The following is a 14,415-nucleotide window of genomic DNA, read 5'->3' as shown; positions in this document are numbered from 1 at the left end:
GACGCCAACTGAAGACAGTTGGCGCCTTTTGGATCTTGGTGAGCTCGACAGGATTCAAACCTGTAACCTTCTGAGCCGTAATCAGATGCGCTATTCAGTTGCGCCACGAGCCCGTTGTTTCCTTGTTGTTTAAAGGTTTGCAAATATAGCACTTTTTTCTTTTCTTTGAAAGATGAAACAAAGAATTTTCCTATTAATCGCGATTTTCGTGCTAATTGCTTGTAAAAGAGAGCAAAAAAAATCACCCTCAGAATCAGTATCCATCTCAAATTTGGTTAAATATGATGAGAAGAATGATGCTTTACATTTAAAATCGGGAAATTTCACGTATGATTTTAAGAAAAATCAGATTCCATTTAAGAAAATTATTTTGCTAAATGCAAGTATGGCGGGATATATTTCCGAGTTAGAAGCAGAAAATTTAGTGATCGGAGTTTCAAGTCCGGAATATATTTATTCTGAAAAAATTCAAAATTTAATCAAAGAAGGGAAAATTCAGAACGTCGGAAATGAACAGAAATATGATGTTGAGAAAATTATTTCATTACGACCGGATGCTATTTTCACGAACCATATTTCAAGTTTTGATAACACTTACCAGTTATTAAAAAATAATGGAATTCAGGTGATTTTTCTGGATGAGTACATGGAGCAAAAACCTTTGGAAAAAACGGCTTATATCAAACTTTTTGGAAAACTTTTAGCGAAAGATCAGGAAGCACAAACCAAATATCAAGAAATTGAGAAAAATTATAATGAATTAAAGAAATTAGCTTTAAAATCAAAAGAAAAACCAACTGTTTTGGCGAATGAAATGTATGGAGATGTTTGGTATCTTCCGGGTGGAAAAACTTCTGTTGCAAATTTTATTGCTGATGCCAATGCCAATTATATTTTAAATAATAATACTGATGAAAAAGCTGTAACAATGAGTTTTGAGGAGGTTTTTGCAAAGTCAAATAACGTAAATATTTGGGTAAATGCAGGAAATCATCATTCTAAAAAAGAGATGCTTGGGATGAATGCTTTTTATAGTAAATTAAACGTTTTTAATAAAGGTAAAATCTATGTAATTACAGGGAAAGAAAAAGCTCAGGCAAATGATTTCTTTGAAGGTGGAATTGTAAGATCTGATCTTGTTTTGAAGGATTATATCAAGATTTTTCATCCGGAATTGTTGCCAAATTATCAGCTGACTTACATGAAAGAATTGCAATAACTCAGACTTATTGCTATTTTTGTCATTCCTTTTTACAAAAGTTATGTGGAAAAAAATTAAACAGATTATATTTATTGTTCTGATTCTGAATGTGGTATTTATTGTTTGGGGGAGATTTTTCAACCCGCCAATAACGCTTACACAAATCGGAGGACTTTTCGAATATGGAAGATTGCAGAGAGATTATATTTCCTATGATGAGATGGGAAATAATGTAAAAAAAGCTGTAATTGCCTCAGAAGACCAAAAATTTTTCATTCACGATGGTTTCGATTATACAGCGATCGAAAAGGCGATGAAGAATAATGAAAAGGGCAAAAAATTGAGAGGCGGAAGTACAATTTCTCAGCAAACAGCAAAAAATATTTTTCTTTGGCAAGGCAGAAGTTGGCTGAGAAAAGGTTTGGAAGCGGTTTACACATTCATCATCGAGAAAGTTTGGAGCAAAGATATTATTCTGGAAAGATACCTGAATTCTATCGAAATGGGACAAGGTGTTTTTGGTATAGAAGCCGCTGCGAATTATTATTTTGGAAAGTCTTCGAAAGATCTTACAACCTCAGAAGCAGCATGGATTGCAGCTGTTTTGCCCAATCCAAAGAAGTATGATCCTAAAAATCCATCGGCATATTTAAGAAAGAAGCACAATTGGATCATGAGACAAATGAGGAATGTGAGTTTGAAATAGTATCTTTGTACTAATGAAACTCTTTAATTCCAGCACAAATTTTGAGTCTGTCCTTAAAAAATATTTTTCTTTTAAGAACGAAACACTTTCTTTGGATCCGTTTGCGGAATTTTTAGATGGTGTAAAAAGAGCTGACTTTACAGATGTGCTTAATTTTTTTAGGAATAATCCTCAATATGTTGAAAATTTTAAATATTACATTCACAATATTTTTAAAGGAAGACCTTTCAATCTTTCTTTAACAGAAGCAAATATTCTTTCAGAAAACGCCTTTATTCCAGAGTTTAAAAAAAGAATTCTGAATAAAATTTTACCACCTGTTGTAAATGAAAAGACAGTTTGGTATATGATTGATAATGTAAGTTTCAGACCAAAATCTGATTTGAAATATCTTCATAATCTTCCTGAAAATGAGATTGATGAACTTTTTTCTCTTTTAGATATCTCCGATTTTATTATTAGTCCAAATGTGAAAAAGGAAATGATTTTCTCAATGAATATTCTTTCCTGGAGGGTTACTGGTGCAGCGATGGAAGTTGAGGTTGTAAGAATGGCCCCTGAATATCGAAATTTCGACAATCCTTTTTTGGCATTACAAAATGAATTGGAAGATCTCGCAGAGGAATTTGAAAAAAATCCTGAACTTCAGTTGCATTCCAAAGACAGCAGATATAAGCAGATCAAAATTTATATAGGGCAATGTTTGGAATTTGTAAATCTTTCCTTTAAAAATTCATCTAAATATGGGATTTCAGGGAAAATTAATCAGTCTCTTTTAAAAATTCGTCAACAGGTTCAGAGAATTTATGAAATTGTTCAGTTGTTGGTGATTGATAATGAAAAAGATGTTTTAATTAATTCTAAGCAGTTGATTTTTAATATTATAAATTATAAATCTCATAAAAACAATATTTCAGAACTTATTAACGATAGCACAAGATTAATTTCACATTTAATCACCAATCATACCGCAGAAACAGGGTCACACTATATCACTTCAACCCGTAAAGAATACATGACGATGTTCTATAAAGCAAGTGGTGGAGGGATTATCGTAGGTGCTCTTTGTGTTTTGAAAATGCTTTACGGTTACGTCCCCGGAAGCGATTTCTCACATGCATTTTTGTACTCGATGAATTATGCGATGGGCTTTGTAATGATCTATTTGATGGGTTTTACTCTTGCTACAAAACAACCTGCAATGACTGCTGCGACAATGACGAAAGTTTTAGCAGAAGAAGGAAATATTAGAAGCAATAATACCGAATTTGCACATTTGGTTTCAAAATTATTCAGGAGTCAGTTTATTGCGTTTGTTGGGAATGTTTTACTATCTTTTCCTATTGCTTTGTTAATAATTTACGGTTTAGATGTTTTTTTCTCACAAAATTTAGCGATAGAAAGATCGGATAAATTGTTGAAAGATTTAGATCCTTTCAAATCTAAAGCGATTCTTCATGCGAGTATTGCGGGATTTTATCTTTTTATTTCTGGAATTATTTCAGGAAATATAGGTAACAATTCTGTTTTTTATCAGATACCGGAAAGGATTGCAAAAAATTTATCTATAAGAAGACTTTTTGGAAAAAAATTCGCAAAAGGTTTGTCCAAATATTATGCTAAAAATTGGCCGGGAATAGTTTCAAATTTTTGGTTTGGGGTTTTTCTTGGGGCTACAGCTCCTGTTGGATTATTTTTGGGATTAGATCTTGATATTCGGCATATTACCTTTGCTGCCGGAAATTTGGCGTTAGGACTTTATGGTAAAGACTTTTCTGTAGATTCTTACACGTTTTGGATTTCTTTCGTAACGGTTTTCTTAATTGGATTCTTCAATTTCTTAGTAAGTTTTTCACTTTCGATGTTCCTTGCATTTAGATCAAGAAAAATGAATTTTGGACAGGTAAGCGAAATTTATAAAGAAATTTTCCGGTATTTTATGAAAAACCCATTGAAATTTTTCATTCCTATTCGTTCTGGTTTAGATAAAAAAGCTGATGAACTGATGAGCAGTACAATTTCTACAAAATCAGAAGATCATTAATGAAAATATAAAAAGCTACATTTCTGTAGCTTTATTTTTTACACGCAATCAGGTAAAAGTGGGCATTGTACCTTTGGCTCAGTCCAAACTGCACATTCATTAGTTCCGCAAAAATTTACACAGCAAATTTGACCTGTACCGCCATTTATTTGCTTTAAATTTTGTCTGGATAACTTCTTTGTGGAAAGTAATTTTTTCATGTTGATTTGATTATTTAGTTAACAAATCAAATATAAAAATATTTTTCACAAATAAATGAATAATTTAAAAAAGAAAAATTATAGAATCAGAAGATCATTAAATTTATCTTCACCAAACTTATCCTGAAATTTTTTCAAATAAAAACTTTTACGCAATTTAAAATCATGCTTTAAAAGGGGAGAGCTGATTTTAATGATAATTGTCTTTTCTTTCAGATCAACACTCTGAATCTCACTGAAAAGGCTTTCATCTAGATACTCTTCAAGGAAGTCTTTAATTTCAAATGCAATCAGCTTATCTTCAAAACCATGAATTCTTGCAAAAGATTTCACAAGATCTGAAGATTGAAATTCACGTCGTTTATTCTTCTTCATATTAAATTTCAAAAATTATGCTTTCCTCATTAATTTTTTTTACAACACTTTCTGTACGTTCTCTGTGGGTGTCCGTAATAAAAATCTGTCCGAAATTTTCCTGATTTACCAACTCAATTAATTGAGCAACTCTATGATCATCTAATTTGTCAAAAATATCGTCCAATAAAAGTATCGGAGTCTTATTCGTTAATTCTTTTACCAAACTCATTTGAGCTAATTTTAAAGAAATTAAGAAAGATTTTTGCTGCCCCTGCGAACCAATTTTCTTGATTAAAACAGAATCCATTTCAAAAAGAAGATCATCTTTGTGAATTCCCTTTGAAGTGTATGTTAACATTCTGTCTCTTTCTAAACTTTCTTTTAACAAATTTTCAAAAGTATCTTCCAGTAAATGAGATTCATAAATTACAGAAACCGATTCTTTTCCTCCTGAAATAATCTGATAAAAACTCTGAACAATAGGATTTAATTTTTCAACAAAAGTTTGTCTTTTCTCGAAAATTTTAGTTCCGAATTTAGTGATCGGATCATCATAGATTTCTAATGAATCTTTATCCCAAACACGGTTTTTAGCGAAATATTTTAATAATGCATTTCTCTGTTGAACAGTTTTTTGATACTGAATTAAATCAAAAAGATACTGAGAATCTGTCTGAGAAATCATTGAATCCAAAAATTTTCTTCTGCTTTCCCCGGAATCTGAAATTAAATTTGAATCGTAAGGAGAAATCATTACACTTGGCAAATATCCGATGTGATCTGCCATTCGATCATAGCTTTTGTCATTTTTTTTAATGACTTTTTTAGCTTCTTTGGGTTGAAGTATTTTAATATTATCTTCACTGTCATCATTCTGAATTTCAGCGTCGATCGTGAAAAAATCTTCATCGATTTTGATATTGTTAAGATCCGTATTTCCCAAAAAACTTTTCCCCACGGAAAGATAGTGGAGGGCATCAAGAATATTGGTTTTTCCCACACCATTATTCCCTACAAAACAGTTGATCTGCGGAGAAAATTCGAATTTTTTCTCTAAATGGTTCTTAAAATTGTATAGGGAAAGCTTCTTGATAATCATTCGTCAAAAATACTCCATTATTATCAGAAATAAAAAAGGAAGTGCTGAACAAGTTTCGACCCCGAATGAAAAATATACATCATTTCTTTCGTTTTCAGAAAAATAAATCAAAATAAAAGTGATAATACCTGAAAGAAAAAATGCAATTGAATAATTTAAATCTAAATAAATGATCGAAAGAATATTACTAATAAAAACAAATAAATAAGCTAAATATTTTGTGTTTTGAATTCCAATAATTGTCGGAAAAGTTTTCACAGTATCAACATTCATATCACGAATATCGAAAGGTAAGACTAATGCTGTAATGAAGAAAAAACTGATGAAAAATATAGGAAAATTGAATTCAGAAAGGGTAAGCCAACAATTCACCAAAGCCCAAACCAATCCAACATAAAATACTTTCAATAAAGGAATTTTTCGAATATAAACATCTAAAAAGAAACTATTGTAGAGTAATCCTAAAACAACAATGATAAACCATTTAATCAATCGTATTTCATTATGATTGTGAATAATTAAAAATGCGCAAATTAAACCAGCAACAGCATTTAGAATTAAAATTTTAAAGAAATGCCTTGTTTTCTGATATTTCGTGTAAAGATAACCGCTGAAATAAGTAATGAAAATGAGAAAAAATGTCGGAAAGCGGAATGTGTTTTGCTCTTCCATGAAAAATACTGCAAAAAGGGTTCCCATTAAGGATACATAAAGTTGACTGTCGATGACAGATTTTTTCAGTATTTTTAAGAAATTCATTTATACAAAAATAATATATATGAAAAGATTTTCCAAGATTTTTGTGCTTTTGCTGTTTCTGCTGAATTTTTCGGTGATTTTTGCTCAGAAATATTACGATGAGCAATGGAGAAAAATAGCTGCAAATTCTCAGAAAGGCACTTATAAATCTAATCTTCCTATTGTTTTGAACATACAAAACCAAGCTATGAAAGAAAATAATACATTAGAATTAATCCGTTCTCTGAAAGCAGAATTCAGTATTATGAACATGATTTCTGACGATGACCAAAATGATCATGCTTCGAAATTTTTCAACAAACTTCAAACGGTAGACAGTAAATTGAAAGGTGAAGAAAAGTTGATGTTCGATGTATTAATGAAAGGCTTTTTCCTTGATTATTATAGCATGAATTCGTGGGAAATAGATGAACGTACCAACATCAATTCTCAAGATATTTCACAAATTGAAACTTGGAGTAAGCTCGATTTTAAGAATTATCTGATTAAAAATTTTCAGGAACTAGATCAGCAAAAAGCTGAGATGAAAAAAATTTCGTTAAAGAAATATCAGGAAATTTTTTCGGATACCAAAAATATCGAATATTTTCCGACACTGTTGGATTGGTATCTTTTGAGAAAAAATACATTTCTTTCAGATAGTGGACTTTTTACAAAAAATGAAATTGCGGAGAATCGTATTAAGATTAATGCAGTTTACGACGAATTAATTTCTCAAAATACAGGAAACTCTAAACTGTATTTTATGAATGAAAAACTGAATGCCAATTGTAATTATAATCTTTGTAAGGATAGACTTGAGCAACTTCAAAATCTTTTAAATACAGATACGGAAGGAGATTATAAGGTTTTGATTATGAGTCAGATCGTTGAAGAGCTGATTTCCAAAAAGAAGCAAAACGAAGCTTTGGCAATTATTTCACAGGCAAAGAATAAATATCCAAAATCATCCTTTATTGAGAGTATAAAATATCAGGAAAATCAGATTATAAACCCTTCTCTTACGATAAGTTATGAGCAGCAGACACAAAATAATGTACCCATTCATTTGGTTGCGGATTATAAAAATGTTTCTGAGTTTTCATTAAATATTTATGAAGTAAAAGAAAATTTTTCTACGTTTCTTTCTTATTTAAATAATTCTTACGGAGACAGTTTTCAAAAAATTAAAAAAAGTTTGGTGAGAAAAGAAGTCTTTCAATTAAACGATCCAAAAGATTATCATTCTCATAAAACTTCTTTAGATATAAAACCGCTTCCTTCAGGTGTTTATCTAGCTGAATACTCGATTGCAGGAGTTGATCTGAAAGAATTTGATTCTAGGCAAAATTTCTACTTTTTGGTTTCAGGAAATAAAATTATTTATCAGTATAAAAGTGAAAAAAATCAACTTGCAGATGATTTAAAATTGGTAAGTTCAGAAAATGGAAAACCAATAATTAATGAAAATCTTACATTTTACGAATTTGTTTCTGGTAAAATATTAAGTAAAGTCGACGGAAAGACGAATGAAGATGGAGTTTTTAAATTTCCGGCGACCACAAATAAAGAATATTACAGAACTTTACTAATCCAACAGCCAAAAACGAATGATTTTCAGATCATGCAGATTTATGGCAATAGATATTCAGATGATTATAACCCAAATAAACAAACCCGTACAAAGGCTCAGATTTTTACAGATAGAGGAATTTACAGACCAGGGCAAACTGTTTATTTTAAAGTAATTAATACGAAAATCGATAAAGAAATTGAATCTGTTGCATCTTCGATAAAGCAAAAAATCACATTGGTTGATACCAATGGACAGGAAATTTCTTCACAGGATTTTACAACCAATGAATTTGGCTCATATCACGGAAGTTTTACTCTTCCAAAAGGCAAATTAAATGGACAATTTTTGTTAAAAACTGATAATGGGACAGACGGTTATAAGAATTTCAGTGTTGAGGAATATAAAAGACCAAAATTCGAAATCACATTTGAGCCTGTTAAAGATGAATACAAATACGGTCAAACTATCGAATTGAAAGGAAAAGCCATGATGTTTTCCGGAGTTGCATTGAGCAATACCAGTGTAAGTTATGAAATCAAAAAACATGATATTCGCTGGATTTATTTTAAATGGTATCCTCAAAATTTCACCGTTGAAAATTCGATTTTAGGAAATGTAAAAACAAATGAAAAAGGTGAGTTTACCATTAAATTAGATCTTAAAAAAGATGAAAAAATTGAAGGAATTCAGGTTGACAATTACGAAATTAATGCGTCGGTGACGGACATTAACGGTGAAACACAAACGGCAGATACCCAATTGAAAGTGGCTTCTGTTTCTCATTATATTAAAGCTGATGTTTTAAATAATATATTTACCGATGAAAATGTAAAATTGAAAGTTGAAACCAAAAACTATAATGATCAGAATCTTAAAAAATCTTATCAGGTAAAACTTTCAAAATTAGAATCACCAAATAGAATTTTTAGAGATAACTTTAAAACAAAAATTCAGAATTTACCGAAATATTCAAAAGAAGAATTTATAGCAAAATTCCCGCACGATTTTTACGATAAAAATGAGGAATCTGAAAATTTAAAAGCTTCGTCTATTATTTTAAATGGAAAGACATTTAACGAAGAATCTCTTGATCTTGGAAAGCTTGAGACCGGAAATTATAAGCTTGAATTGTATAATATTGAAGGGAAAGACACGATAAAAACTACACAGAATTTCAGTGTTTGGAATAAGAATTCTTTAAGTTCAAATCAGAAAACTTTCTTAACGGTTATTGATCCCAAAAAAGAGTTTTCAAGAGGTGAAAAGGCGAAAATTTATGTTTATTCTGCAATTCCGAATGCATTGGCGAACATTTTTGTACAGGATGGCTCAGGAAAAACGACTTCTGAAGTTCATCAGTTTAAAAACGGAGTTTTAGAATACAGTGTGGATGTTCCGAAAGATAAAAGTGTTTTAACTTTAAATCTTCAATTTCAGGTGGTTGCTTTTAATGATGTTCAGACAGAATCTGTTAATTTAAAAATAAAAGAATCAGAATCTCCTTTAAAAATCGAGACGATCACCTTTAGAGACAAAATAGAACCGAATTCTAAGGAAAAATGGACGGTAAAAGTTACAGGAAATGATAAAGAAAGGATCAATGCGGAAGTTTTGGCAAATATGTATGACATGTCGCTCGATCAGTTTGAACCGAATAATTTTGTATGGCAAAACCTTTATACTCCTTTTTCCATTGTAACATCTTATGAACTTAGGCAAAATCTTGTAGAAAGATATTTTCAAAAAAGATTGGAATATTACAGAGGGAACAGAATTGAAGAGCCGAGATTCGATTGGTTTGATAACATGATTTTCGCGGAAAATAATCTTGTTCTTAATGAATTGCAGGGAAATGTTGCCGGAGTTGCTATAGCCGGAAGAGCTTTACCGGCTCCAATGGCAGAAGCAAAAAGTGCATCACCAAGAATGAAATTGCAGTCCATGAGAATGAATGATGAGGCTGTAAATATTCTAAATTCCGGCAGACAATTGACTGAACAAGAGAAAAAAGAGTTGATGGATGTTGATGATAATCCAGAAGAAAAATTAAATAAAGTTCCGGTACGTCAAAATCTTAATGAAACAGCGTTCTTCTATCCGGATTTAAAAACCGATTCTGAAGGAAACGTAAACTTCGAATTCACTTCACCGGAAGCTTTGACAAAATGGAAATTAATGTTCTTAGCTCACACCAAAGATGCAAGAGCAGCGACGTTGGAAAAAGAAGTTGTGACACAAAAAGAATTTTCGGTAACACCAAATTATCCGAGATTTTTGAGAGAAGGCGATGAATTGAATTTACAGTCAAAATTGTCGAACTTAACGAGCAAAAAACTCAATGGTTCAGCAAGTTTACAGATTTTGGATGCCTTTACCAATGAAGATATTTCTTCAAAATTTGGTTTAAATTCAAGTGTGCAGAATTTTGACCTAAATGAAAACGAGAACTCCGCGTTGACATGGAAATTAAAAGTTCCGAATAATGTATCTTCAATTATTCTAAAAGTGGTTGCAAAAGCCGGTCAGTATTCCGATGGTGAGCAAAAAGCGGTTGCAGTATTGCCAAACAGAATGCTCGTAACAGATGCACTTCCGATTTTCGTGAAAGAAGGTGAAACGAAAACTTTCGAACTGGAAAATCTTAAAAATGCAACGTCAACGACAATTTCTAATGTTTCTAATACTTTGGAATTGACAACAAATCCGATTTGGGAAATCATGTTTGCGCTTCCGAACCTTAAAAATGATCAGAACAATTCTGCCGATGTGATCTTCAATAAATGGTTTGCCGATGTTTTGGCTTCTGAAATTTTCAGAGCCAACCCGAAAATGAAAACGATTTTCGAAGAATATCAGAATAAAGGTTTATTGAATTCAAATCTTGAAAAAAATCAGGAATTAAAACAATTGTTGTTGGACGAAACACCGTGGGTTTTAGAAAGTAAAAATGAGCAGGAGCAAATGCAGAAACTTGCCTTGTTGTTTGATGTTAATTCAATGAAAAATTCCATCAGTCAGGATTGGGACGATTTCAAAAAACTGCAAAATCCGGATGGTGGATTCTCTTGGTATCAAGGTTATCCGAGCTCGTATTCGACTTCGTTGTACATTTTGAAAAATTTAGGAAAAATCAATTCTTGGTTAAAAGATAATGTGAAAGATTATCAAAGTTCAGAACAAAAAGAATTGGTTGAAAATTTAGTGAAGTATGTTGATAATGAAATTGGAAAATATTGGGATGTAAAGAAAGAAAACGTTTGGAACAATTGGGCGATTGATTATCTCGACACCAGAAATTACTGGGAAAAACAATATCCGTTAAAAGGAAAAGGGGCAACTTTAAAATCATTAGTAAAACAAAAAGCAAAAACCGCAAAAATTACGGATTTTACGTTTTTCGGATTGCACAGAGTGGCTTTATTAATGAATGATTATGGATTAAAAGATGTTTCAGATAAATTGATGACTTATTTAAAGGAAACCTCTGTAGATTCAAAAACTCAAGGTGTTTATTGGAAACAAAACCTTGATGATTGGGGATGGTTTAGTTCAAAAGTTGTGAATCATGCAGGTGCTTTGGAAGCTTTTAATAAGTTGAAACCCAACGATCAGAAATTCATCGAAGACATGAAAATCTGGTTAATCACACAGAAAGAAGTGAACTCTTGGGGAAGTTCAAGAGGAACATCGGAAGTTATTTTCACGATTTTAAATTCAGGAAAATCCTGGACAAGTGCAGAAAGCGATAAAGCAACCATAATTTGGGATGGCAAAGAATTAAAGCCGGAAACTCAGGCAACAGGATATGTAAAATCTTCTGTAAAAACGGATGTTTTAGATAAGAATTTAGCTACAGTTACAGTAACAAAACCAGGACCGGGGATTGTTCAGGGAGGATTATTTTGGCAATATTACGAAGATTTGGATAAAATAAAATCTTCTGAAAATTACATATCCATAACGAAAGAATTGTATAAAAAAATCAAAACGGTAAATGGAGAAGAATTACAACAAATCTCTCCTGAAACTCCATTAAAAGTTGGAGATAAAGTTACCGTAAGAATGATTTTGAATACCGACCGCCCTATGGAATTTATTCATATTAAAGATATGAGAGCTGCCGGATTTGAGCCTGTAGATGTGCTTTCTGGTTATCAGTGGAAAAATAATTTAGGCTATTATCAGTCGACGAAAGATGCTTCGACAAATTTCTACATCGAACATATGCCGAAAGGAAAATATGTTTTTGAATATGATTATGTTGCCAATGCATCCGGAAAATTCTCCAATGGAATGACAACGATGCAAAACTATTATGCGCCGCAGATGAATGCTCATACAAAAGGAACAAATGTGCAGATTTTGGAATGATTTTTGGCTTTAGAGAATCAGTAAAAAATAAATACAAAAATTATGAAATTTTCAAAAACAATTATTGCAGGGTTGATCATGTTTGTAGGAGCAAATGCTTTCGCACAGAAGAAGGCAGAAAAGTTTGAGAAATTACAGATTGAAATGTTCCCAAAAGCGAAAGAGGGTTTTAAACAAGTTTACATTCAGCTTCCGATCGCAAAAAACGAAAGCGATCTTAAAGTGGAATTCTTTGTCGGAGCAGAAAAAATGTTAGACTGTAACAAGCATTTCCTAATCGGAAAAGTGAATAATAAGGATCTTCAGGGCTGGGGCTATAATTATTATGAAGTAGAGTCAAAAGGTGAAACGGGGGGAACTTTGATGGCTTGTCCGGATCAAAAATTGACGAAAAAATTCGTTTCACTTCAACCAGAAACGGTAAGATATAATAGTAAATTACCCCTTGTTTTCTACGTTCCGAAAGATATGGAAGTTCGTTACAGGATCTTACGTCCGGATGTAATGAAGAAAGCTGTTCAAAGATAATTTGAAAATGATTTTTAAATAGAAAAGCTCCTCGATTTTGAGGAGTTTTTTGTTTTTAAGACATTAAAAATCAATAGAAGAAATCAATCAAAAATAAATTTCCAATTCATACAATCACAAAATTTTACCAATTGACAATTCACCATTCATTATAAAAAATATATTTCCTAATCTTTTCGTTTTTAACGAATTAAATTCTTTTTAATAAATGGTTGAAAATGATAAGAAAAAACTGATATATTTGTTTTTTAACAATTAAATAAGCTATGGAAAACGTTTTTGATGCAAAAGATGCTCAGAATTACATTGATAGGATAAATAATCTTACCTTTGAAACGAAAGGTTTGTGGGGAAAAATGACAGTCGATCAGATGTTGGCTCACTGTAACGTATCTTATGAAATGGTTTACGAGCCGGAAAAACACAAAAAACCGGGCGCTATTGCAAAGTTTATTTTAAAATCTTTTGTGAAATCTAAGGTGGTTGGCGAAAAAGCATATCCTCAAAACGGACCGACTGCGCCACAGTTCATCGTTTCAGAAAGAAAGAATTTTGATGAAGAAAAGAAAAGACTGATTGGGTTTATCCAAAAAACTCAACAATTAGGTGCTTCTGCTTTTGATGGTAAAGAATCTTTTTCTTTCGGAAAATTGAAGGCAAATGAATGGAACAATATGTTTGCAAAGCACCTGAATCATCATTTGGCACAATTCGGAGTTTAAAAAAGATCAATAAAAACTAAACTCAATTATGAAAAAAATTTTATTACTCCTCATTCTCATTTCCAATTTTGCATGGGCTCAAATGCCAAATATCTCTAATGTTTGGTTAAACAACAGTAAGGCATACACCGGAACGATTGGTAATAAAAATCAGGAAATAAAACTGAAAATCAATATTTCAGAACAAAATAAGAAAAATGATCAGGAATATTTTGTTTCCGGATATACGCTTGTCGATAAAAATTATACCAAATTTGAAGGCAAGCTAACGATCACCAAATATAAAGATGCCAAGAGAAAAGGGACTGTGTATGGCGAGTACGAACTGGCTGAGGAAAATAAAGGAAAACATTCCGGGCTTTTCAAAGGAAGATTTATCTACACTTTCAAATGGAATAAAGATTCTGAGAAAGTTGAAGCTCAATACATAGAATTTATAGGGGATTGGAAGAGCTATGATAACACCCTGGATTTTAAAACACGGATAAAAAATCAATAATCATGTTAAGACGAGTTTTAGCTGTGATAGCCGGCATTATCGTTGGTTCTCTAGGCGTTTGGATGATGGAAAGAGTAGGGCATTCTCTCTATCCTTTTCCCGAAGGTTTACGACCGGACGATCTGGAAGGATTCAAAAATTATGTTGAAAATCTGCCTTTTATGGGCAAATTCATTGTTATTATCGGTTATGCTTTAGGCGCTTTTCTTTCAGGATTTGTGGCGACAAAAGTGGCGAATAATAACAAGCCGACAGCCGCAATTATTTGTGGAGTTTTCTTTCTATTGGCGACGATTACAATCTGGTAATGTTACCGACTCCAGCTTGGTTTTAGGTTTTAGGAATCGCGGTTTGGGGATTGGTTTTAATAGGAT

12 protein-coding genes and 1 tRNA gene are annotated in these 14,415 nt (G+C 31.9%); 8 read left to right on the top strand and 5 right to left on the bottom strand.

Going from position 1 to position 14,415, the window contains the following annotated elements:
• Positions 1-36: 36 nt before the first annotated feature.
• Positions 37-113: transfer RNA gene (locus tag ACKX2A_RS04360), tRNA-Arg, on the bottom strand.
• Between the two features lie 158 nt (positions 114-271).
• Here ACKX2A_RS04360 and ACKX2A_RS04355 point away from each other — a divergent pair.
• The 3 genes from ACKX2A_RS04355 to ACKX2A_RS04345 are packed head-to-tail and all read left to right on the top strand — an operon-like array spanning position 272 to position 3,951.
• Positions 272-1,219: an ABC transporter substrate-binding protein gene (locus tag ACKX2A_RS04355; RefSeq protein ID WP_415327812.1), complete on the top strand. Its 948-nt coding sequence runs from the start codon at positions 272-274 to the stop codon at positions 1,217-1,219.
• 43 nt (positions 1,220-1,262) lie between these two features.
• A complete protein-coding gene (gene mtgA / locus ACKX2A_RS04350) occupies positions 1,263-1,907 on the top strand; it encodes a monofunctional biosynthetic peptidoglycan transglycosylase (RefSeq protein ID WP_415327811.1) in 645 nt (214 codons plus the stop codon).
• 13 nt (positions 1,908-1,920) lie between these two features.
• A complete protein-coding gene (locus ACKX2A_RS04345; RefSeq protein WP_415327810.1) occupies positions 1,921-3,951 on the top strand; it encodes a recombinase in 2,031 nt (676 codons plus the stop codon).
• Positions 3,952-3,989: 38 nt separating this feature from the next.
• Here ACKX2A_RS04345 and ACKX2A_RS04340 read toward each other — a convergent pair whose 3' ends face one another.
• From ACKX2A_RS04340 to ACKX2A_RS04325, 4 genes are all read right to left on the bottom strand, one after another.
• Positions 3,990-4,151 carry a bacteriocin-like protein gene (locus ACKX2A_RS04340; RefSeq protein WP_415327809.1) on the bottom strand — a complete coding sequence of 54 codons (162 nt, stop codon included), beginning with the start codon at positions 4,149-4,151 and terminating at the stop codon, positions 3,990-3,992.
• A gap of 78 nt (positions 4,152-4,229) precedes the next feature.
• Positions 4,230-4,526, bottom strand: a complete 297-nt coding sequence (locus ACKX2A_RS04335) for a hypothetical protein (RefSeq protein ID WP_415327808.1) — start codon at positions 4,524-4,526, stop codon at positions 4,230-4,232.
• Position 4,527: 1 nt separating this feature from the next.
• On the bottom strand, positions 4,528-5,607 hold the full coding sequence (recF, locus tag ACKX2A_RS04330) for a DNA replication/repair protein RecF (RefSeq protein WP_415327807.1): 1,080 nt from the start codon (positions 5,605-5,607) through the stop codon (positions 4,528-4,530).
• 3 nt (positions 5,608-5,610) lie between these two features.
• Positions 5,611-6,366, bottom strand: coding sequence for a hypothetical protein (locus ACKX2A_RS04325; protein ID WP_415327806.1), 756 nt, complete (start codon positions 6,364-6,366; stop codon positions 5,611-5,613).
• 19 nt (positions 6,367-6,385) lie between these two features.
• On the opposite strand from ACKX2A_RS04325, the gene ACKX2A_RS04320 reads away from it, so the two are divergent.
• The 5 genes from ACKX2A_RS04320 to ACKX2A_RS04300 all read left to right on the top strand — a co-directional run bounded on the left by ACKX2A_RS04320 (position 6,386) and on the right by ACKX2A_RS04300 (position 14,349).
• Complete coding sequence (locus tag ACKX2A_RS04320; protein ID WP_415327805.1) at positions 6,386-12,292, top strand: alpha-2-macroglobulin family protein; 5,907 nt, start codon at positions 6,386-6,388, stop codon at positions 12,290-12,292.
• Positions 12,293-12,334: 42 nt separating this feature from the next.
• Positions 12,335-12,820, top strand: coding sequence for a serine protease inhibitor ecotin (eco, locus tag ACKX2A_RS04315; RefSeq protein ID WP_415327804.1), 486 nt, complete (start codon positions 12,335-12,337; stop codon positions 12,818-12,820).
• A 266-nt stretch (positions 12,821-13,086) separates the two neighbouring features.
• Positions 13,087-13,542, top strand: a complete 456-nt coding sequence (locus ACKX2A_RS04310) for a DUF1569 domain-containing protein (RefSeq protein ID WP_415327803.1) — start codon at positions 13,087-13,089, stop codon at positions 13,540-13,542.
• A 28-nt stretch (positions 13,543-13,570) separates the two neighbouring features.
• Entirely contained in the window at positions 13,571-14,041 is a 471-nt protein-coding gene (locus tag ACKX2A_RS04305; RefSeq protein ID WP_415327802.1) for a hypothetical protein, read from the top strand.
• A 2-nt stretch (positions 14,042-14,043) separates the two neighbouring features.
• Positions 14,044-14,349 carry a hypothetical protein gene (locus ACKX2A_RS04300; protein ID WP_415327801.1) on the top strand — a complete coding sequence of 102 codons (306 nt, stop codon included), beginning with the start codon at positions 14,044-14,046 and terminating at the stop codon, positions 14,347-14,349.
• Positions 14,350-14,415 lie beyond the last annotated feature (66 nt).

The sequence above is a fragment of the Chryseobacterium sp. MMS23-Vi53 genome (assembly GCF_047651245.1).
Taxonomy (GTDB): Bacteria; Bacteroidota; Bacteroidia; order Flavobacteriales; family Weeksellaceae; genus Chryseobacterium.
The sequence above is the reverse complement of the archived record's forward strand: the minus strand, read 5'-3'. Positions and strand labels throughout refer to the sequence as shown.